We start from the raw sequence: 19609 nt of genomic DNA, 5'->3' as shown, positions 1-19609 counted from the left end.
CCTCCCATGCGCATCGCCACCTGGAACGTCAACTCGATCACCGCCCGTCTGCCCCGGCTGCTGGCCTGGCTCCAGAGCAGCGGCACGGACGTCCTGTGCGTCCAGGAGACCAAGTGCACCGAGGCGCAGTTCCCCGCCGAGGCGCTGCGGGAGATCGGCTACGAGTCCGCCGTCCTCGCCGACGGCCGGTGGAACGGCGTCGCGCTGATCTCCAGGGTCGGCCTGGCCGACGTGGTCAAGGGCCTGCCCGGCGGCCCGGAGTACGACGGGGCGCGGGAGCCCAGGGCGATCTCCGCGACCTGCGGCCCGGTCCGCCTCTGGTCGGTCTATGTGCCCAACGGCCGGGAGATCACCCACGCTCACTACGGCTACAAGCTGGAGTGGCTCGGCGCGCTCAAGGACGCGGTCGCGGCCGACGCGGCGGGGGCGCGCCCCTTCGCCGTCCTCGGCGACTTCAACATCGCCCCCGCCGACGAGGACGTGTGGGACCGCGCCGCCTTCGAGGGCGCGACGCATGTGACCGAGCCCGAGCGGGCGGCGCTGACCGCGCTGCGCGGCACCGGCCTCACCGATGTGATGCCCCGCCCGCTGAAGTACGCCCACCCTTTCACCTACTGGGACTACCGCCAGCTGGCCTTCCCGAAGAACCGGGGCATGCGCATCGACCTCGTCTACGGCAATGAGCCCTTCGCCGCCGCCGTCAAGGACGGCTATGTCGACCGCGAGGAGCGCAAGGGCAAGGGTGCGTCCGACCACGCGCCGGTCGTGGTCGACCTCGACGTCTGACGGCCCGCGGGCCGGGAAGTCCCGGCGGGGCGGTGGCGCGCGCCTGTGGTGCGCGCGGGTGCCGGGGTGCGAGGGTGGGCGGTATGAACATCCCTTTCCTGGGCAACTGGCGCAGGAGGCACCCGGCCGCCCGGCCGTCCGGGGACCCCGCGGCCGAGGAGGACCCCGAGCGCGCGGCGGCCATCGCCGAACTGCTCTCGGAGTGCGAGCTGCTGAGGGTCCGGGCCGAGGGCCTCGGGCTCGCGCTCGACGACACCCCGGCCTCCCTGGCCGCCCTCGACCAGCTTCCGCCGCGCTGGCGCGAGGACCCCGAGGAGCTGCCCTGGGTGGGCAATGACGCGGGCCTCTATCTCGGCACCGTGATCGTCCGCACGGTGCCCGGAGCCCACTGGCACATCTGGCCGAGTGGTCACCCGGTCGTGAGACTCGCCTCCGGCCGGGAGATCGGCGTGGTGGAGGCCGGTCTCGACTGGGCGGTCAATGGAGCGCCCCAGTTGTCCCAGGTTTACGCGGAGGCCGCCGAAGTCTGAGCCGGCCCGGGGCGGGCCCCGTGCACCCCGGCCGGCCAAGCCGATAAATACGGCTTATGCCCTATTTATGCGTGTCGTGTGCGAAGTCCCTTATCGGGCTGGATAGTTTGCGCTGACCTCGACACAGCGATGAGTGGGTAGGGCAGCGTATGGCCGTCGTCGATCCGTTGATCGAGCTGCGGGACGTCAATAAGTTCTACGGACAGTTGCACGTACTCCAGGACATCAATCTCACCATCGGGCGCGGGGAGGTGGTGGTGGTCATCGGGCCGTCCGGCTCCGGGAAATCGACCCTCTGCCGGACCGTGAACCGGCTGGAGTCGATCGAGTCGGGCACGATCACCATCGACGGACAGCCCCTCCCGGAGGAGGGCAAAGGGCTCGCCGCGCTCCGCGCGGACGTCGGCATGGTCTTCCAGTCCTTCAATCTCTTCGCCCACAAGACCGTGCTCGCCAATGTCTCGCTCGCCCAGATCAAGGTCCGGCGCAGAAAGAAGGACGAGGCCGACCGGCGCTCCCGGGAGCTGCTGGAACGGGTGGGCCTCGCCTCCCAGGCGGACAAGTACCCCGCACAGCTCTCCGGCGGCCAGCAGCAGCGGGTGGCCATCGCCCGGGCGCTCGCCATGGACCCCAAGGTCATGCTCTTCGACGAGCCCACCTCGGCCCTCGACCCCGAGATGATCAACGAGGTGCTCGAAGTGATGCAGCAGCTCGCCCGGGACGGCATGACCATGGTCGTGGTCACCCACGAGATGGGCTTCGCCCGCTCCGCCGCCAACCGTGTGGTGTTCATGGCCGACGGCCGCTGCATCGAGGACCGCGCACCGGAGGACTTCTTCAACCATCCGGAGAGCGATCGCGCCAAGGACTTCCTCTCCAAGATCCTCAAGCACTGACGGGGGGTGCACGGCTGATGCCACGTACACGACGCGCCCTCGCGGCGCTGGCGCTCGCCCTCCTGGCGGTCACCGCGGCCTGCGGCAAGGAGGGCAGCCCGCCGGTCAAGGGCCCGCAGCCCGACCAGCTTCCGCAGTACCCGGTGAACACCGGCTTCCAGCTGGACGACTCGCCCACCTGGCGAAAGGCGAGCAAACGCGGCCACTTCGTCGTCGGGGCCAAGGAGGACCAGCCCTACCTCGGCGAGAAGGACCCCGCCACCGGCCTGTACTCCGGCTTCGACATCGAGATCGCCAAAATGGTCTCCGCCTCGCTCGGGCTCGACCCCGCGCGGATCGTCTTCCGGACCATCGCCTCGGCCAACCGCGAGACCGCCCTCCAGAACGGCCAGATCGACTACTACGTCGGCACCTACACCATCAACGACAACCGCAAGAAACTCGTCGGCTTCTCGGGCCCCTACTACCTCGCCGGCCAGTCCCTGCTGGTGCGGGCCGACGAGAAGGACATCAAGGGCCCCCAGGACCTCGCGGGCAAACGGGTCTGCTCCGCCGCCGGATCCACCCCGTACCAGCGCATCCAGCAGGACTACCCCCAGGCCGACCTCGTCGCGTACGACACCTACTCCGTCTGCGTCGACAACCTGCTGACCTATCAGGTCGACGCCGTCACCACCGACGACGCCATCCTCATCGGCTACGCGGCCAAGGCCCCCGACGAACTGAAGGTCGTCGGCAAGCCCTTCTCCGAGGAGCCCTACGGCATCGGCGTCCCGCGCGACGACAACGCCCTGCGCTTCGCCATCGACGACGCACTGGAGGCCGATGAGAAGAACGGCTACTGGAAGGAGGCGTACGACGCCACCCTCGGCCTCTCCGGGGTCCCGGCGCCGCAGCCGCCCCCGATCGACCGCTACCCGGCGAGCTGAGGAAAGAAGAGGACGGACATGGACGTACTGACCGACAACTTCTCCCTGTACGCCGAAGGCTTCCTCGGCACCGTCCAACTGACGGTCTACTCCTCGCTGCTCGCCCTCGTCCTCGGCTTTCTGATGGCCTCCTTCCGGGTCGCCCCCGTCGGCTCCCTGAGGGCCATCGGCACCGTCTGGGTGACCGTGCTCCGCAACACCCCGCTGACCCTGCTCTTCTTCGCCGTGCTGCTGGGGCTGCCGCGCTTCGGCCTGGTCCTGCCGTTCACGGTCTTCGCGGTCATCGCGCTGGGCTGCTACACCTCCGCCTTCATCTGCGAGGCGCTGCGCTCCGGCATCAACACCGTGCCCACGGGCCAGGGCGAGGCCGCCCGCAGCCTGGGCATGAGCTTCGGCCAGACGCTCAGCGGCGTGGTGCTGCCCCAGGCGTTCCGCACCGTCATCCCCCCGGTCGGCTCCACGCTCATCGCCCTCGCCAAGAACTCCGCGATCGCCGGGGCGTTCAGCGTCACCGAACTCCTCGGCACCTACAAGACCCTCAGCGAGCTGGGCTACAACATCATCTGGACCTTCGTCTGGATCGCCGTCGGCTATCTGATCATCACCCTCACCATCAGTGCGCTGTTCAACGTGCTGGAGAAGCGCTATGGAGTCGCCCGATGACCGATTCCACCGCCCTCTACGACATCCCGGGGCCCAGAACCCGCCGCCGCCACCGGCTCTACGGGATCATCTCGACCACCGCCATCGCGGCGCTGCTGGGCTGGATCGTGTACCTGCTCTTCGACACCGGGCAGTTCACCGCCGAGAAATGGACACCGTTCGAGTACAAGGGCATTCAGGAACTGCTGCTGCGCGGGCTCGGCAACACCCTCAAGGCCTTCGCGTACGCCGCCGTCCTCTCCCTGCTGCTCGGCGGGATCCTGGCCTGCGGCCGGCTCTCCGACCACCGGCCGGTGCGCTGGGTCGCGACCCTGCTGGTGGAGTTCTTCCGCGCCATGCCCGTACTGGTGATGATCTTCTTCATCTTCGTGGCGCTGAAGGTCCAGCCACTGCCCGCGCTGGTGGCCGGGCTGACGCTCTACAACGGCTCGGTGCTCGCCGAGGTCTTCCGCGCGGGCGTCAACTCCGTCGACCGGGGCCAGCGGGAGGCCGCGTACGCGCTGGGCCTGCGCAAGACCCAGGTCATGACCCATGTCCTGGGCCCGCAGGCACTGCGCGCCATGCTGCCCGCCATCATCAGCCAACTGGTGGTCGCGCTGAAGGACACCTCGCTCGGCTATCTGATCACCTACGAGGAATTCCTCCACGCGGGCAAGCTCATCGCCTCCAACCTCGACTACGATCTGCCGTTCATCCCCGTGGTGATGGTGATCGCGCCGATCTACATCGGGATGTGCATGCTGCTCTCCTGGTTCGCCAACTGGGTGGCCAGAAGGCAGCGGCGCAACCCGAAGACGAAGGCCGCGGACATCGCCCCGGCCGAACCAGGGACGCTGCTGACCCAAGGCCCCAGGACGCCCGGAAGGACGTAGGGGCCCGGACAGCAGTTCATGGGGCATGAACCGGCCTCCCCGGGAGGGGGCCACGGCGGCAGCCGGTGATCACTTCTCGCGCAGCGGGACCGACAGATACGACGGGTCGGACGCGGGCGAGGAGAAGGTCAGCTGCGCGCCGGCCGGATTGTGCTCGATGTAGAGCGGGTCGACAGTGTCGACGACCACGGCGAGACGGTGGCCGGCCGGAACGTCGTAGGCGGTGGAGAACAGCTCCAGGTCGACGGCGAACGGCTTGCCGGGCGTCTTGCCGTGGAAGGTGTACGGGGCATTGCTGACCAGCTTGCCGAGGCCGAGCGGGCCCACGTCGTAGAGATGGGCGACGAGGGTGCCGCTCTCCTTGGTGCTGGTGACCGTGGTGTGCAGTTCGACGGTGCCGCGGATCGGCCGCGCGGACCCGTACCGCTCCTCCTGCTCCCACACGGCCGCGAAGGCGCGGGGCAGCAGCGGGATCGAGGCCGTCGGGGGCAGCTTGGCGAACTGGTCCAGCGCGCCGGAGAGGAAGACGAGCCCGCCGTTGGCCCCCGAGTCGACGTTGGCGTGGATCCGCCGGCTCCCCGGCAGCGGGATCCGCTCCCGGTCCGGGCCGGCCGAGGGCCAGTCGGGATAGCTCTCGTACGCCCCCGAGGTGCGGGGCTTCAGCCGGACCGGACGCTCGCGGTCGACTCCGTTGTCGACGCCCCTCAGATGGTGGTCGAGCCAGCGGTGCGCGCTGGTCCAGGTGTCGTTGGGGAGTCCGAGCAACCCGGTCGCCTCGGCCGTGACATGGTCGCCGGGCCGCAGCTCCAGCCGCTTGGGGACGGTCAGGCGCTCATAGAAGTCGGCGTACTGATTGGGCGGGAAGAGCGAGTCGCCCCAGGCGTTGCCGAGCATCACGGCGGTGCCGTTGGCATTGATCCGGTCCACCTGGGCGGCGGGGGAGCGCAGCCTGCCCCACTTGATCATCTTCTCCTCCTCGGCCAGGTTCGAGCCGAGGAAGTCCTTGAGGATCTCGCGCAGTTCCGGTCCGGGCCGGCCGGTGGCCAGGCCCGCCGTGCCGAGCGCCAGCGCGGCCTGGGAGTGCTGGGTCCGGCCGCTGTAGATGGAGTCGATGAGATCGGCCCAGCCGCTCAGCGCCACCACCGCCTTCACGCGCGGGTCGTGGGCGGCCGTCAGCAGGCTGATGCCCGCGCCGTACGACACTCCGGCCATGCCCACCCGCTCCGGGTCGGCCGGGGTGTTGGCGAGCGCCCAGTCGATCACCCGGGAGGCGTCGGCGACATCCCGGGGCCCCGCGACCTCGATCTCCCCGCCCGACTGCCAGAAGCCGCGCGAGTTGTAGCTGACGACCACATAGCCGGCGGCGGCGAGCTTCTTCGCCTGGGCGAGATACTCGATCTGCGGCATCGCCCAGCTGGTGGGCAGGACGACGACGGGATGGAGCCGCCCGGAGTCCGCGGCGGCCGGGGTGACGACATTGGCCTTCAGCACGGTGCCGCCGTCGCCCGCGATGTCCGTGAACCGGACGTGGGGCGTCATGGCCGTGCCGGCCGGCAGCGGCCGGGCGGTCGCGTCGGGCGCGCCGGCCGCCGCCGGTCCGGCCAGCAGCGCGGCCATCGCGACACCGGTCACGGCGGTGCGCAGAGCCCTGCGCGACAGTCCCACGGATCCCATGGGCCACTCCTCACTTGTGTGCCACCCAGAAGTGACCCGACGGTAACCTCAAGGGCTTACCGTTGGTAACTCCCCGGTCGGTCACGCGCGGACAACGATTGCCGGGCAGTCACCGTCGCGCCCCGTGTCCGCTCAGCGGTGCGCGTCATCCCCGTGTCGACGTGCCCATGGCCGGAGTTGGGGAAACCCCGCCCGTCGCCGCCGCGGCCGGGCCCCCTTGTTCGCGACAGTCCTGACGCCGGGCGGCCGGTGACGTTACAGTGCGCGGACATCCGCTGATCCGGAGGTTTGGATGAGTCGCTCAGCCGCACGGAATCTGTCCGTTCTGGCCGTCGCCGTGGCCCTGGTCTCGTCGGTCGGCGCCGCCGCGCCGTTAACCGCCGCCCCCGCCCCACCGGTGAAGACGCCTGTCGCGGTCGGCCACGGCGGGGCGGTCGCGAGCGTCGACGCCGATGCCTCGGCGGTCGGGATCGAGGTCCTGCGGCGCGGCGGGAACGCCGTCGACGCGGCCGTGGCGACCGCCGCCGCGCTCGGCGTCACCGAGCCGTACTCGGCGGGGATCGGCGGCGGCGGGTACTTCGTCCACTACGACGCCCGCACCCGTTCCGTCCAGACCATCGACGGCCGGGAGACCGCGCCGCGCTCCGCCGACTCCGCCCTCTTCCTGGAGAACGGCCGGCCCATCCCGTTCGACGAGGGGCAGACCAGCGGACTGGGCGTCGGCGCCCCCGGCACCCCCGCGACCTGGGACGCCGCCCTGGAGGCCTGGGGCACCCGATCGCTGGGGCAGCTGCTGAAACCGGCCGAGCGGCTGGCGAAGAACGGATTCACCGTCGACTCCACCTTCCGCTCCCAGACCGCCGCCAACCAGGCCCGGTTCGCCGACTTCCCCGCCACCGCCGAACTCTTCCTGCCCGGCGGCGAACTGCCGAAGGTCGGCTCCGTCTTCAAGAACCCGGATCTGGCACGCACCTACCGCGAACTGGGCCGCGAGGGCGGCCGGGCCCTGTACCGGGGCGACATCGCCCGGGACATCGTCCGCACCGTCCGCACCCCGCCGGTCGGCGAGGGCGTCACCCGCAAGGTCCGGCCCGGCGATCTGACCACCCGTGACCTGCGGTCGTACGACACCGTCCGCCGGGCCCCCAGCAAACTCTCCTACCGGGGCCTGGACGTCTACGGCATGGCCCCCTCCTCCTCCGGCGGCACCAGCGTGGGCCAGGCGCTCAACATGCTGGAGCGCACCGATCTGTCGAAGGCCACCGACGCCGGGTATCTGCACCGCCTCATCGAGGCCAGCCGGATCGCCTTCGCGGACCGGGGCCGCTGGGTCGGCGACCCGGCCTTTGAATCCGTGCCGACCAGGGAACTCCTCTCCCAGCGCTTCGCCGACGCGCGCGGCTGCCTCATCAAGGACAACGCGGTGCTCACCAGCCCGCTCGCCCCCGGCGACCCCCGCTCGCCGGTGGCCTGCGGCAGCGCCGGACCGGCGGTTCCCACCGTGTACGAGGGGGAGAGCACCACCCATCTCACGGTCGCCGACAAATGGGGCAATGTCGTCGCCTACACCCTGACGATCGAGTCCACCGGCGGCAGCGGCATCACCGTGCCCGGCCGGGGCTTCCTGCTCAACAACGAGCTGACCGACTTCTCCTTCGCCCCGGCGAACCCGGCGGTCCACGACCCCAACCTCCCCGGCCCCGGCAAGCGCCCGCGCTCCTCCATGGCCCCGACGATCGTCCTCCGGGACGGCCGGCCGGTGCTCGCGGTGGGCTCCCCGGGCGGTGCCACGATCATCACCACCGTCCTCCAGTCCCTGACGGGCCGTCTGGACCGAGGCCTTCCGCTGGTGGAGGCGATCGCCGCGCCCCGCGCCAGCCAGCGCAACCAGACCACCACCGAGCTGGAGCCCGGACTCTGGAACAGCCCGCTCAGGGCCGAGCTGGAGGCCATCGGCCACGCCTTCCGGCAGAACCCGGAGATCGGCGCGGCGACCGGCGTCGAGCGACTGCCCGACGGCCGCTGGCTCGCCGCCGCCGAGAAGGTCCGCCGGGGCGGCGGCTCGGCGATGGTCGTCCACCCCGCCGGCCGGGGTTAGCCCGTACGGCCCCAGGGGTCTCGCGGCCCGTCCGGCGTCAACCGCCGGGCGGGCCGCCCGTTTTGCCGCCGGGCGCGGGCCCGGCCCCGGACGCCGGGGATCGGTTCCGGCCGGGAGCGGGTATGGACGCTTCTCCCCACCGAAAGGCGAGCCTCTCCATGCACTCTCGTACTCTCGCGCTCTCCGCGGCCCTCGGCGTGGCAGTCGTCCCCGGAGCGGCCCCGCCCGCCGGGGCCGACGGTGTCCAGCAGGTCCTGGTGCCGAGGGCGCACGGCGTACCGGGGTCGTACGGCGTACCGAGGGAGCACGGTGTACCGGGGTCGTACGGCGTGCGGGGGGACGCGGCCGGGGCGGCCGAACTGCTGGACAGGGTGAAGGAGTGCGCCCAGATCTCCCGGGGCGCGTACCGCGAGGACGCGAACGCCCCGGCGGACGTGCCGGTCTGCGAGAAGAAGGGCGCGGTCTTCTGGAAGGCCGACATGGACATCGACTGCGACGGGCAGCGCACCGAGCGGTGCAACGCCACGACCGATCCCCACTTCCTCCCGCAGACCGCCTACCGGCAGTCCGACGGGCGACCGCTGAACGCGGAGAAGCTGCCCTTCGTGGTGGTGCCGGGGGCCGGCGACCTCTGGAAGCCCTCCGCCTCGGGCGTCAGGGGCGGGGGAGTGGTCGCCGTCATCCACGAGGGCCGGGTCCGCTACGGAGTCGTCGGCGACACCGGGCCCACACGGATCATCGGCGAGGCGTCCTACGCCATGGCCCGGTCGCTCGGCGTCGACCCGGACCCCCGGACGGGCGGTGTCGACTCCGGGGTCACCTACATCCTCTTCAAGGACTCCCGGGTGGACCCGATCGAGGACCACGGCGCGGCGGTGACCCTCGGGGAGTCGCTGGCCAGGAAATTCCTCGCGGAGAACTGACACGGTCCGCCCGGGGCCGGGCCGGTCCCGGCGGCCGGGCCGGAGCGCGGCCGGGGCGGGGTCAGGCCGGGGTCAGGCCGGGGTCAGGCCGGGGTCAGAGCACGGTCAGCACGCGCGGCCCCTCGTCCGTGATCGCCACGGTGTGCTCGGAGTGGGAGGCGCGGCTGCCGTCGATCGTGCGCATGGTCCAGCCGTCCCGGGCCGTGTAGTGGTCGTCCGAGCCGCCGGCGATCACCATCGGCTCGATGGCCAGCACCATGCCCCGCCGCAGGGGCATGCCCCGGCCGGGCCGGCCCTCATTGGGCACGCCCGGGTCCTCGTGCATCTGCCGGCCCACGCCGTGGCCCCCGAAGCCGTCCGGTATGCCGACGCCGGCGCCGCGGCACACCCGGCCGATCGCATGGGCGATGTCGCCGATGCGATTGCCGACCACGGCGGCCGCGATGCCCGCGGCCAGGGCCTCCTCGCCGACCTCGATCAGCCGGCTGTCCTCGGGACGGGCCCGGCCGACCGTGAAGCTGACGGCGGCGTCGCCCGCCCAGCCGCCCAGGACCGCGCCGCAGTCGACGCTGACCAGATCGCCGTCGCGCAGCGGCCGGGCGTCCGGGATGCCGTGCACGATCGCGTCATTGACCGAGACGCACAGGACCGCGGGGAACGGCACCGGGGCCCACTCCGGGTGATAGCCGAGGAAGGGCGAGCGGGCCCCGGCCTCCCGCAGCACCTCGCGCGCCGCCCGGTCCAGCTCCAGCGGGCTGACGCCGACCGCCGCCGCCTCACGCGCCGCCGTCAGCGCCTGGGCCACCACTCGGCCGGACGCACGCATCGCCTCGATAGAGGCGTCTGTCTTGATCTCCACCATGCCAATTACTATACCGGTTCAGCCGTTATTCTCATACCGGTCCGACCGGCATTAGAATAACGGCATGGTGCGTACCCCCCTGACCCCGGAAGAGCGCGAACGCGGCGAGCGGCTCGGCCGCCTCCTGCGCACCGCGCGCGGCGAACGCAGCATGGTGGAGGTCGCGGCGGCGGCCGGACTCTCCGCCGAGACCCTGCGCAAGATCGAGACCGGCCGCGCCCCGACCCCCGCCTTCTTCACCGTCGCCGCCCTCGCCACCGCCCTCGAACTGTCCATGGACGACCTCATGGCCCGCTGCGCGCCCACGCCCGCGATCTGACCCGACCGGAGTGGGCGTTCGCTCTCCCCGCACCGGCCCGACCGCGTACCCTCGCACCGTGACCGCCGAGGGATTCGCCACCGCCAGGTACATCAGCCTGACCACCTTCCGCAAGGACGGGACGGGAGTCGCCACCCCCGTCTGGTTCGTCCAGGAGGGCGGCAAGCTCCATGTCTGGACCAACCGCGACTCCTGGAAGGTCAAGCGGCTGCGCAACGACCCCCGCGTCACCGTGACCGTGTGCGACGTGCGCGGCAGGATCGCCGACGGCGCGCCGAGCGCCCGGGGCACCGCCGAGCTGCTCGACGGCCTCGACGACACGCGCAAGCTGCTGATCCGCAAATACAGCTGGCAGTTCTGGCTGATCGACTGGCCGGCCACGCTCGTCCGCCGGGGAAAACGGCCCCAGATCGGCATCGCGGTGACTCTCTCCCCGAACGACGAGAACGGCTTGTAACAGCGCGTACCCACGGCCGACACACGGCCGGGGTTCGATGCCAGCGGATTCCCCGGACATCTCCGGACAGGAGCGGCGGCGATGGCGGTCAACCAACTCCCCTCGGAACGCGATGCCCTCGCACAGTACCTGCGAGGACTGACCGCGCTCCTCGACCAGGACACCGGCTGGTACGCCGTCTTCCGGCAGCGCGACCCCGAAGGGGTGCGGGAGTGCCTGGACGGCGTCGAAGTCCCCCCGTGGGACGTGGTCGAGGCCCTGCTGCACGACCTCGCGGCGGCCCGCGGCGCGGGGATCGCGGCCCGCGAGGAGCCCCGGGCGCGCCGGCTGCACACGGCCGCCGCCGCCGCGTACGACCGCCGCCCCGGCGGCCGGGAGGCCCTCGCCGAACGTGTGGAGCTGATGCGCCAGGAGCTGATCCGCTCCACGCTCCGCGCCGAGGAGCTGGTCCGCCGGCGGACCGCCGAACCGGCGGGACCGGCCGCCGCCCGGCTCGATCACGAACTGGAGTGGACCCGGGACGACCAGGCCAGGGCCACCGCCAGACTGGCCGAACTCCGCTCCCGGCTCACCTCCCTGACCACCGCGCCGCCACCGCGCCCGGGGGAGGCCGACAGCGCCCCCGGCGAGGGCTGGTTCGGCCCCGGCCGCGAACGGGAGAGCGCCGAGCCCGGAGCCCGCGCCCCCCGCCCGGCCGCCGCGACCCCCTCCGACCCCCGCGCGTACCGCCCCGACCTGCCCCACCCGCGCCCCTCGGGCCCGCCACCCGTCCCCGGCAGCCGCCCGGACCCGGCCAGGGCACCGGCCCCCGCCGCACCCGTCGAGGCCGGAGGCCGGGCCGCCCGGCGCGGCCTGCTGAGAGGCGCGCGGTTCGCGGGCGCGGCGCACTCCGGGGACACCCCCGACACCGCCGGCGGCGGGCCCCTCCCGCCGCCGCCCGCCGCCGCACCGCCCCCGCGCGGCGCGCGCCACGGCACCGCCGCCGCCGGAACCGCCGTACCGGACGAGGCCCCCGCCGGCCCCGGCCACGCCGCCGACACCGCGCGCGAGGTCGTGCGCACCCTCGCCCGGCTGCGCACCGCCGAGCGCGGCGGGGAGGCGCACGCCGTGCTCTGCGAGGCCGCGGTGCTCCCCGCCGCCTGGCTGCCGGTCCTCGCCGGGGAACTCCACCGCGCCGGGCTCGACGCCGACTGGACCACCCTGCTGTGGGAGGCCGCCTCCCAGCCCCTGCCCCGGGTCGCGGCCATCGCCGGCGCGCTCGCCGCCGAAGGACGCGAGGACGACGGCGAACGGCTCCTCCGACAGGGCGTCGCCCGTCCCGTCGAGGAGATCGCCCGAGCCGCCCTCGAACTGGCGGACCAGGGACGTCTCCCCGAGGCCCACGCCCTCCTCACCGCCTGCGTACAACTGCACCCCGCCGCCGAAGCGGCCCGGATCGCCGCCGACGACCCGCAGCGCCTCGTACCCCTGCTGCTCAAGGCGGCCCGCGCCCAGTCCCGCTCCCACGAACACCGACTCGTCCACGCACTGCGCGTCGCGGGCCATCTCGCCACCTGAATCCCGCCGTGCCCGCCGGCCGGGTGAATCGAGATCGACCGCGCCGGTTCACGGCGATGGCCTTGCCCCTGTGTGTGACGGGGCTTACGTTCTCCCTCTACGCACCGCGTCCACCCGCGTAGAGGCTCGCTGACGCCCGGCCGAAGGAGCAGCTCATGGCCCAAGTCGTACGCGCCGCCCTCGTCCAGGCGACCTGGACCGGCGACACCGAATCCATGATCGCCAAGCATGAGGCGCACGCTCGTGAGGCCGCCCGCCGGGGCGCCGGGATCATCGGATTCCAGGAGGTCTTCAACGCGCCCTACTTCTGCCAGGTCCAGGACCCCGAGCACTACCGCTGGGCCGAGGCCGTCCCGGACGGCCCCACCGTCCGCCGGATGCGCGAACTCGCCCGGGAGACGGGGATGGTGGTCGTGGCCCCGGTCTTCGAGATCGAGGCCCCGGGCCACTACTACAACACCGCCGCCGTGATCGACGCGGACGGCTCGTATCTCGGCAAGTACCGCAAGCACCACATTCCCCAGGTCAAGGGCTTCTGGGAGAAGTTCTACTTCAGGCCGGGAAACGCCGGCTGGCCCGTCTTCGACACCGCCGTCGGCAAGGTCGGCGTCTACATCTGCTACGACCGCCACTTCCCGGAGGGCTGGCGTCAGCTGGGCCTGGAGGGGGCCCAGCTGGTCTACAACCCGTCCGCCACCTCACGCGGCCTCTCCGCCCATCTCTGGCAGCTCGAACAGCCGGCCGCCGCCGTCGCCAACGAGTACTTCGTCGCCGCCATCAACCGCGTCGGCCGGGAGGAGTACGGCGACAACGACTTCTACGGCACCAGCTACTTCGTCGACCCCCGGGGCCGGTTCGTCGGCGACGTCGCGAGCGACGAGGACGAGGAGCTGCTCGTACGCGATCTGGACTTCGGCCTCATCGACGCCGTGCGGCAGCAGTGGGCGTTCTACCGGGACCGACGGCCCGACGCCTACCAGGGGCTGGTGCGCCCATGAGCCTCTTCGAGCGGCACCGGGCCGTCATCCCCGACTGGGTGGCGCTCTACTACCGCAGCCCCATCGAGATCACCCACGGCGAGGGCCGCCGGGTGTGGGACGCGGACGGCAACAGCTACCTCGACTTCTTCGGCGGCATCCTCACCACCATGACCGCCCACGCCCTCCCCGAGGTCACCAGGGCGGTCACCGAGCAGGCCGGCCGGATCCTGCACTCCTCCACGCTCTACCTCAACCGCCCGATGGTGGAACTCGCCGAACGGATCGCCGCCCTCTCCGGCATCCCCGACGCCCGGGTCTTCTTCACCACCTCCGGCACCGAGGCCAATGACACCGCCCTCCTCCTCGCCACCGCCCGCCGCCGCTCCCCCCAGGTGCTGGCGATGCGCAACAGCTACCACGGCCGTTCCTTCTCCGCCGTCGCCGTCACCGGCAACCGCGCCTGGTCGCCCACCGGCCTCTCCCCGCTCCAGACGCTGTACGTGCACGGCGGCGTCCGCACCCGGGGCCCCTTCGCCCGGCTCTCCGACGCCGAATTCATCGCGGCGTGCGCAGCCGACCTGGAGGATCTCCTCGGCCACACCCGCGAGGTCGCGGCGCTGATCGCCGAACCGATCCAGGGCGTGGGCGGGTTCACCTCACCGCCCGACGGCCTCTACGCCGCCTTCCGCGAAGTCCTGGACCGGCACGGCGTCCTGTGGATCTCCGACGAGGTGCAGACCGGCTGGGGGCGCACCGGCGACCACTTCTGGGGCTGGCAGGCCCACGCCGGAAACGGCCCGCCGGACATCCTCACCTTCGCCAAAGGCATCGGCAACGGCATGTCCGTCGGCGGTGTGGTCGCCCGTGCCGAGATCATGAACGGCCTCGACGCCAACTCCATCTCCACCTTCGGCGGCTCGCCCGTCACCATGGCCGCCGGCCTCGCCAACCTCTCCCATCTGCTGGAGAACGACCTCCAGGGCAATGCCCGCCGGGTCGGCGGACTGCTGATCGAGCGGCTGCGGGCGATCGGCGCGACCGTGCCCGCCGTACGGGAGATCCGCGGCCGGGGACTGATGATCGGCGTCGAGCTGGTCCGCCCCGGCACCGACGAGGCGCACCCCGAGGCCGCCGCGGCCGTCCTGGAAGCCGCCCGCGAGGGCGGCCTCCTCATCGGCAAGGGCGGCGGCCACGACACCAGCGTCCTGCGCATCGCGCCCCCGCTCAGCCTCACCGTCGCCGAGGCCGAGGAGGGCGCCGCGATCCTGGCCCGGGCGCTGCGCCAGGCCTGAGCCGCCCGCCGACGATCCCGTACCTCCGTCCGCACCCGTACCCCGTACCTCTGTACCCCCGTACCTTCGTACCTCCGTATCCGAGGGAGCGCACCGCCCATGAGCAGCATCCGCACCCTGGTCCGCGGTGGTCTGGTGATCACGGCGGCGGACGAGATCCACGCCGATGTGCTGATCGAGAACGGCAGGGTCGCCGCGCTCGCCGCACACGGCTCCGAGACGGCGAACGCCTGGACCGCCGAACACGTCGTCGACGCCTCGCGGAAGTATGTGATCCCCGGCGGGGTCGACGCCCACACCCATATGGAGATGCCCTTCGGCGGCACCTTCTCCTCCGACACCTTCGAGACCGGGACCAGGGCGGCGGCCTGGGGCGGCACCACGACCATCATCGATTTCGCCATTCAGCCCAAGGGGGGCACCCTCGGCGAGGGGCTCGAAGCGTGGCACGAGAAGGCGGACGGGAAGTGCTCGGTCGACTACGCGTTCCACATGATCATGTCCGATGTGAACGCGTCCTCGCTCAGGGAAATGGACCGACTGGTCTCGGGCGGAGTCAGCTCTTTCAAGCTGTTCACCGCGTATCCGGGGGTGTTCCTCTCCGACGACGGCCAGATCCTCCGGGCCATGCAGCGCGCCGGATCGAACGGCGGTCTGGTGATGACGCACGCGGAGAACGGCCTCGCCATCGATGTGCTGGTGGAGCAGGCGCTGGCCCGCGGTGAGACGGATCCCCGCCACCACGGCGAGGTCCGCAAGGCGCTGCTGGAGGCGGAGGCGACCCACCGGGTCGTCAGACTGAGCCAGGTCGCGGGCGCTCCTCTCTATGTGGTGCATGTGTCGGCACAGGAAGCGCTCGCCGAATTGACGCGGGCCCGGGACGAGGGGCTCCCCGTTTTCGGCGAGACCTGTCCGCAGTACCTGTTTCTGTCGACCGACAATCTCGCGGAACCCGGCTTCGAGGGCGCGAAGTACGTATGCAGCACTCCGGTGCGCCCGAAGGAGCACCAGGCGGCGCTGTGGCGCGGACTGAGGACCGACGACCTCCAGGTGGTCTCCACGGACCACTGCCCCTTCTGCTTCAAGGGCCAGAAGGAGATGGGTCTCGGCGACTTCTCCCGGATCCCCAACGGCATGCCGGGGGTGGAGAACCGTATGGATCTGCTCCACCAGGCCGTCGTGGACGGGCACATCGGACGCCGCCGCTGGATCGAGATCGCCTGCGCGTCGCCGGCCCGGATGTTCGGCCTGTATCCGCAGAAGGGGACGATCGCCCCGGGGTCCGACGCCGACATCGTCGTCTACGACCCCCACGCGGAGCAGATCATGTCCGCCGGCACGCACCATATGAATGTCGACTACTCCCCCTACGAGGGCAAGCGGGTGACCGGCCGGGTCGAGACGGTGCTCTCGCGCGGCGTCCCGGTGATCCGGGACCGGGAGTACGTGGGACACCCGGGCCACGGCGGCTATCTGCCGCGCGGACTCTGCCAGTACGCGGGCTGAGATCCCCGGCGGGGTTCACCCGGGCCGGCGGGCCGGGTCGGAGCGTGCGAGCAGGCGGCGCGCGGCGGCCAGGGCCTTCGACTCCTCGTGGGTCCCGGTCAGTACGCAGAGGGTGTAGACGATGCCCTCCATCCGGGGGTGGATCGAGGAACTCGTGTGGCGCACGCCGTGACTTCTCAGCGTGTCGTAGCGGTTCACCAGCTCGCGCACGACTCCGGGGTCGGCCTTCGGCGACATCGGCCCTCCTTCGCCCGGTTCGTCCCGGGGCTCTCCTCGATGGTGCCGTGCCGGACCGGGACCCGCCACCGTGGGCGTGCTCATTTCTTTCACTTCGAACCGCGAACGGTATTGCATCGGGGTGTGGGAACATTCGACGGGTGAACGTCTCGCCATGGCACAACTCTGCTAAATCGGGCCCGTAGGCCGCCCCGGCCGGCCGCATATCCTTTCTTTTCGAATCCATTTTCGCGATGTGAGTAAATTCCGCAAAATGGATTCTTTTATTTTATTCTCATTTTACTTATGGTCCGTCTCTTTCCTTCCTCCCTCTCCGTGAATATCGTGCCCTGGAAGATTTGACGTGGCAGCGACAAGAATTCTCCTGACGGGAGACCATCCGCAGCCGGGGGCCCCTGTGCCGCCCTGTGTGCGGGGTGTCGTGCTGCGCGGATCCGTGAAAGGAGACGGAAGTGCTGGAATCCAGAGGAAGAAATTGGTCCCCCAGGGCGGTCGTGTTCGACTGCGACGGGACCCTGATGGACAGCGAGAGGCACTGGGTGGATGCCCGCAGACAGGTCCTCGGTGAATACGGGGCCGTTCCGGACGGGGAGTTCTGGGAATTGTCGAAGGGAGTCCACTACACCGAGTGCGGGGACCTCATGGCGAAGGTGGCCGGACGCAAGGAATTGGCCGGGCGGATGACGGACCAGCTGCTGGACGCGTTCCGGACGCTGGCCTCCGGGGATCCGGTCGTCTGCCCCGGAGCGTCCACCGTGGTGGAGGCCGCGGCCGGGAGACTGCCGCTCGCGGTGGCCAGCAACTGCCCCGGCGACGTGGTGGAGGCGTGCCTGGGGTCGGCGGGGCTCCTCGGCCACTTCCGCGAGGTCGTGGTCCCGGTCGGCCGGATGAGGCCCAAACCCCACCCCGACGTGTACACCCACGCGGCGGACCTGCTGGGGGTGGATCCCGCCCGCTGCCTGGCCGTCGAGGACTCGCTGTGCGGGATCCGCTCCGCCGTGGACGCCGGGATGCCCGTCATCGGCGTCGGCGCGGACCCCTCCCCCGAGAGCGCCGCGCTCGCCGACGCCTGGGTCGAGTCCCTGGAGGACGAGGAACTGGCCGCCTGGATCGCGCGCTGGGGCGATCAGGACCACCCGCCCGGAGGCTGAGGCACACCCCCGTACACCCGTCCCCGGACCGCGGTGCCGTACGCCGTACGGCCCGCCCGGGGGCGGGAGTGCGCGGGGTTCAGCCGAGCACTCCGGCGTGGGTGATCCGGGCGGGGTCGGGCAGCCGGGCGGCCGGGCCCGGTTCGTGGACGCGTGCCAGCGCGATGAGGACGAGGGCGACCGCGACCGCACCGGGGTCGGGCCGGCCGGTGCCGTGGACTCCCGTGTAACTGGCCCTGCCGAGGCGGGCCGGAAGCGCGGCGGTGGCGAGCGCGCCGTCGATCGCGGCCTGCGCGGCGGCGGTCACCGCACGATGGCGGTCGTGTGGTGGCGCGGCCGTGAGGGACCGGGCCGCGGGGGCGAGGGCGTCGAGCAGGGTGCGGTCGCCCGGCACGGCACCGCCGACGGCGCTGATACGGGTGAGCGCCTGCTGAAGCGCGGCGGCGAGCTGCCGGACATCGGCCGGAGCGCGGTCGGCCACCGGTGCCATGGCGGTGAACAGAAGGCCGAACAGCGGGCCGCTGGAGCCGCCGACACGGTCACGGAAGGTCTCGGCGAGGGCGGCCGTGCCCGCGAGACGGCTCTCGCGGGCATGCCGCGCCGCCTCGGTGACACCGCCGCGGAAGTTGTCACCGAAATCGCCGTCCCCGGCCGCCTGGTCGAGCGCGGTGAGATCCGCGTGCGCCGCCAGGACCAAGCGGTGCAGCTCTCTCAGGAACGCGCCTTCGGCCCGGGGCGCGCCGGCGCGGGAAGCGCGGCGGGGGGCACCGTCCGACACCTGCGGGGGCGCGAGCGCCGCGCCGCCGCCGGCCGGGCCGGGGAGGCGCAGGGGTGTGTCCGTCGGCGACGTCCACAGCTCCAGCCACCCGGGGGCCGTACGGGTGAGCGTGATGCTGAACCCCGCCATGTCGAGAGCGGTGGCGTAGACCCCCGCGGCCAGGGAGCGCACCGGTGTCCCGCGCGCGGTCAGCTCCCGGTGGACCAGCGCGCCGATCGCTCTCAGTTCGAGCTCCCCGGTCCCTCCCAGCCCCGAGACCACCGCGATCACCCCGTCGTCCCGGGGCCGGGAGGGACCGCCGGGGAGGCCGTCCGGGAGAGCTGCCAGCAGTTCGTCGAGCATGCGGCCGACGGTGTCCTCGACGGGCCCGGCGGCGGCGACCGTACGGGCCGCCCGCTCGCCGTGGATCCCGACACCGTAGTCCAGCGCGCCCGGCGGCAGGGGGAACGCGGGCAGACCGAGGGAGGGGGAGGTGTGGGCGCGGGCGCAGACCGCGAGGCTCCGGGTGGCGGACGCCACCCGGGAACCCAGTTCGGCCAGGGCCGCCACGTCGGCACCCCGGTCGGCCATCGCCCCCAGCATCTTCTCCACGACCAGGACACCCGCCGTCCCGCGCCGCCCCGCCGCCGTGCCCGCGGTGGCGAGATCGTCGTCCACCACCACCTCGGCCACCTCGATCCCGGCGGCCCGGACCCGCTCCGCCGCCAGGGCGAAGTTGATCCGGTCCCCGGTGTAGTTCTTCACGATCAGCAGTACGGCGTCCCGCGCGCCGAGCGCGGCGGCGGCCCGGGCCCCCGCCTCCACCTGGGCGCCGGTCGGAGAGGTGAACACCGGGCCCGGCACCACGGCGTCCAGCCCCCCGCGCCCCAGCAGCCCGGCGTCGAGCGGCTCGTGCCCGGCGCCGCCCCCGGCCACCAGCGCCACCTTCCGCCCCGGGGAGGGGCGAGTCGCCAGCAGGTACAGCGGGTCCGGACAGACCCCGATCCCCGGATGAGACAGCGCCAGCCCCCGGCACCCCAGCAGGACCGCCTCATGATCGGGAAGGAAGAAGCTCATCGGGACCTCCAGAGGAGAGGGCCTCGGCACAGGAGCGCCCCCG

The 19609-nt window shown here is 72.0% G+C and carries 19 protein-coding genes; 15 read left to right on the top strand and 4 right to left on the bottom strand.

Annotation, left to right across the window (positions count from 1 at the left end; genetic code table 11):
• The first annotated feature begins 6 nt into the window (after positions 1-6).
• The 6 genes from ABD371_RS26350 (at position 7) to ABD371_RS26325 (ending at position 4676) form a co-directional block, all read left to right on the top strand.
• Positions 7-786: an exodeoxyribonuclease III gene (locus tag ABD371_RS26350; protein ID WP_344481718.1), complete on the top strand. Its 780-nt coding sequence runs from the start codon at positions 7-9 to the stop codon at positions 784-786.
• An 83-nt stretch (positions 787-869) separates the two neighbouring features.
• Positions 870-1316 carry a DUF6278 family protein gene (locus tag ABD371_RS26345; RefSeq protein ID WP_344481715.1) on the top strand — a complete coding sequence of 149 codons (447 nt, stop codon included), beginning with the start codon at positions 870-872 and terminating at the stop codon, positions 1314-1316.
• Positions 1317-1465: 149 nt separating this feature from the next.
• On the top strand, positions 1466-2212 hold the full coding sequence (locus tag ABD371_RS26340) for an amino acid ABC transporter ATP-binding protein (RefSeq protein ID WP_190123401.1): 747 nt from the start codon (positions 1466-1468) through the stop codon (positions 2210-2212).
• Positions 2213-2229: 17 nt separating this feature from the next.
• Positions 2230-3141, top strand: a complete 912-nt coding sequence (locus ABD371_RS26335) for a glutamate ABC transporter substrate-binding protein (protein ID WP_344481710.1) — start codon at positions 2230-2232, stop codon at positions 3139-3141.
• An 18-nt stretch (positions 3142-3159) separates the two neighbouring features.
• A complete protein-coding gene (locus ABD371_RS26330) occupies positions 3160-3804 on the top strand; it encodes an amino acid ABC transporter permease (RefSeq protein WP_344481708.1) in 645 nt (214 codons plus the stop codon).
• On the top strand, positions 3801-4676 hold the full coding sequence (locus ABD371_RS26325) for an amino acid ABC transporter permease (RefSeq protein ID WP_344481703.1): 876 nt from the start codon (positions 3801-3803) through the stop codon (positions 4674-4676). The genes ABD371_RS26330 and ABD371_RS26325 overlap by 4 nt, the downstream gene beginning before the upstream one ends.
• A 69-nt stretch (positions 4677-4745) precedes the next feature.
• Here the strand turns inward: ABD371_RS26325 and ABD371_RS26320 are convergent, their stop codons facing one another.
• Positions 4746-6350: an alpha/beta fold hydrolase gene (locus ABD371_RS26320; RefSeq protein WP_344481698.1), complete on the bottom strand. Its 1605-nt coding sequence runs from the start codon at positions 6348-6350 to the stop codon at positions 4746-4748.
• A 292-nt stretch (positions 6351-6642) separates the two neighbouring features.
• On the opposite strand from ABD371_RS26320, the gene ggt reads away from it, so the two are divergent.
• Together ggt and ABD371_RS26310 are read left to right on the top strand one after the other, a co-directional pair.
• Positions 6643-8448, top strand: a complete 1806-nt coding sequence (gene ggt, locus ABD371_RS26315; RefSeq protein WP_344481691.1) for a gamma-glutamyltransferase — start codon at positions 6643-6645, stop codon at positions 8446-8448.
• A 158-nt stretch (positions 8449-8606) separates the two neighbouring features.
• Positions 8607-9371, top strand: coding sequence for a glycoside hydrolase family 75 protein (locus ABD371_RS26310; protein WP_344481686.1), 765 nt, complete (start codon positions 8607-8609; stop codon positions 9369-9371).
• A 94-nt stretch (positions 9372-9465) separates the two neighbouring features.
• On the opposite strand, the gene map is transcribed toward ABD371_RS26310, so the two are convergent.
• Complete coding sequence (gene map, locus ABD371_RS26305; RefSeq protein WP_344481682.1) at positions 9466-10233, bottom strand: type I methionyl aminopeptidase; 768 nt, start codon at positions 10231-10233, stop codon at positions 9466-9468.
• Between the two features lie 64 nt (positions 10234-10297).
• On the opposite strand from map, the gene ABD371_RS26300 reads away from it, so the two are divergent.
• The 6 genes from ABD371_RS26300 (at position 10298) to hydA (ending at position 16344) form a co-directional block, all read left to right on the top strand.
• The gene (locus ABD371_RS26300) at positions 10298-10552 is read left to right on the top strand and encodes a helix-turn-helix domain-containing protein (RefSeq protein ID WP_344481677.1); all 255 of its coding nucleotides are present in this window, start codon (positions 10298-10300) and stop codon (positions 10550-10552) included.
• A gap of 58 nt (positions 10553-10610) precedes the next feature.
• A complete protein-coding gene (locus ABD371_RS26295; protein ID WP_344481671.1) occupies positions 10611-11009 on the top strand; it encodes a PPOX class F420-dependent oxidoreductase in 399 nt (132 codons plus the stop codon).
• A gap of 81 nt (positions 11010-11090) precedes the next feature.
• Positions 11091-12566: a hypothetical protein gene (locus ABD371_RS26290; protein ID WP_344481667.1), complete on the top strand. Its 1476-nt coding sequence runs from the start codon at positions 11091-11093 to the stop codon at positions 12564-12566.
• 155 nt (positions 12567-12721) lie between these two features.
• On the top strand, positions 12722-13564 hold the full coding sequence (locus ABD371_RS26285) for a nitrilase-related carbon-nitrogen hydrolase (protein WP_344481664.1): 843 nt from the start codon (positions 12722-12724) through the stop codon (positions 13562-13564).
• Positions 13561-14838: an aspartate aminotransferase family protein gene (locus ABD371_RS26280; protein WP_344481661.1), complete on the top strand. Its 1278-nt coding sequence runs from the start codon at positions 13561-13563 to the stop codon at positions 14836-14838. Before ABD371_RS26285 ends, ABD371_RS26280 begins: the two co-directional genes overlap by 4 nt.
• A gap of 99 nt (positions 14839-14937) precedes the next feature.
• Complete coding sequence (hydA, locus tag ABD371_RS26275) at positions 14938-16344, top strand: dihydropyrimidinase (RefSeq protein WP_344481658.1); 1407 nt, start codon at positions 14938-14940, stop codon at positions 16342-16344.
• Positions 16345-16359: 15 nt separating this feature from the next.
• Here the strand turns inward: hydA and ABD371_RS26270 are convergent, their stop codons facing one another.
• On the bottom strand, positions 16360-16581 hold the full coding sequence (locus tag ABD371_RS26270) for a DUF5133 domain-containing protein (RefSeq protein WP_344481653.1): 222 nt from the start codon (positions 16579-16581) through the stop codon (positions 16360-16362).
• Positions 16582-17033: 452 nt separating this feature from the next.
• On the opposite strand from ABD371_RS26270, the gene ABD371_RS26265 reads away from it, so the two are divergent.
• Positions 17034-17732 (top strand): HAD family hydrolase, encoded by a 699-nt coding sequence (locus tag ABD371_RS26265; RefSeq protein WP_344481649.1) that lies wholly within the window; start codon positions 17034-17036, stop codon positions 17730-17732.
• A gap of 79 nt (positions 17733-17811) precedes the next feature.
• On the opposite strand, the gene ABD371_RS26260 is transcribed toward ABD371_RS26265, so the two are convergent.
• Positions 17812-19566: a dihydroxyacetone kinase subunit DhaK gene (locus ABD371_RS26260; RefSeq protein WP_344481646.1), complete on the bottom strand. Its 1755-nt coding sequence runs from the start codon at positions 19564-19566 to the stop codon at positions 17812-17814.
• Positions 19567-19609: the final 43 nt, after the last annotated feature.

It is taken from the genome of Streptomyces amakusaensis (assembly GCF_039532665.1).
Taxonomy (GTDB): Bacteria; Actinomycetota; Actinomycetes; order Streptomycetales; family Streptomycetaceae; genus Streptomyces; species Streptomyces amakusaensis.
Note: the sequence above shows the minus strand (reverse complement) of the source record. Positions and strands in the feature narration are given on the sequence as shown.

What these genes read in the sequence shown, in the direction of transcription:
- ABD371_RS26335 (WP_344481710.1), top strand. Translation starts at nt 2,230, where the DNA reads ATGCCACGTACACGACGCGCCCTCGCGGCGCTGGCGCTCGCCCTCCTG.
- ABD371_RS26320 (WP_344481698.1), bottom strand. Translation starts at nt 6,350, where the DNA reads ATGGGATCCGTGGGACTGTCGCGCAGGGCTCTGCGCACCGCCGTGACC.
- hydA (WP_344481658.1), top strand. Translation starts at nt 14,938, where the DNA reads ATGAGCAGCATCCGCACCCTGGTCCGCGGTGGTCTGGTGATCACGGCG.
- ABD371_RS26350 (WP_344481718.1), top strand. Translation starts at nt 7, where the DNA reads ATGCGCATCGCCACCTGGAACGTCAACTCGATCACCGCCCGTCTGCCC.
- ABD371_RS26260 (WP_344481646.1), bottom strand. Translation starts at nt 19,566, where the DNA reads ATGAGCTTCTTCCTTCCCGATCATGAGGCGGTCCTGCTGGGGTGCCGG.
- ABD371_RS26310 (WP_344481686.1), top strand. Translation starts at nt 8,607, where the DNA reads ATGCACTCTCGTACTCTCGCGCTCTCCGCGGCCCTCGGCGTGGCAGTC.
- map (WP_344481682.1), bottom strand. Translation starts at nt 10,233, where the DNA reads ATGGTGGAGATCAAGACAGACGCCTCTATCGAGGCGATGCGTGCGTCC.
- ABD371_RS26340 (WP_190123401.1), top strand. Translation starts at nt 1,466, where the DNA reads ATGGCCGTCGTCGATCCGTTGATCGAGCTGCGGGACGTCAATAAGTTC.
- ggt (WP_344481691.1), top strand. Translation starts at nt 6,643, where the DNA reads ATGAGTCGCTCAGCCGCACGGAATCTGTCCGTTCTGGCCGTCGCCGTG.
- ABD371_RS26280 (WP_344481661.1), top strand. Translation starts at nt 13,561, where the DNA reads ATGAGCCTCTTCGAGCGGCACCGGGCCGTCATCCCCGACTGGGTGGCG.
- ABD371_RS26330 (WP_344481708.1), top strand. Translation starts at nt 3,160, where the DNA reads ATGGACGTACTGACCGACAACTTCTCCCTGTACGCCGAAGGCTTCCTC.
- ABD371_RS26270 (WP_344481653.1), bottom strand. Translation starts at nt 16,581, where the DNA reads ATGTCGCCGAAGGCCGACCCCGGAGTCGTGCGCGAGCTGGTGAACCGC.
- ABD371_RS26325 (WP_344481703.1), top strand. Translation starts at nt 3,801, where the DNA reads ATGACCGATTCCACCGCCCTCTACGACATCCCGGGGCCCAGAACCCGC.
- ABD371_RS26300 (WP_344481677.1), top strand. Translation starts at nt 10,298, where the DNA reads ATGGTGCGTACCCCCCTGACCCCGGAAGAGCGCGAACGCGGCGAGCGG.
- ABD371_RS26290 (WP_344481667.1), top strand. Translation starts at nt 11,091, where the DNA reads ATGGCGGTCAACCAACTCCCCTCGGAACGCGATGCCCTCGCACAGTAC.
- ABD371_RS26285 (WP_344481664.1), top strand. Translation starts at nt 12,722, where the DNA reads ATGGCCCAAGTCGTACGCGCCGCCCTCGTCCAGGCGACCTGGACCGGC.
- ABD371_RS26345 (WP_344481715.1), top strand. Translation starts at nt 870, where the DNA reads ATGAACATCCCTTTCCTGGGCAACTGGCGCAGGAGGCACCCGGCCGCC.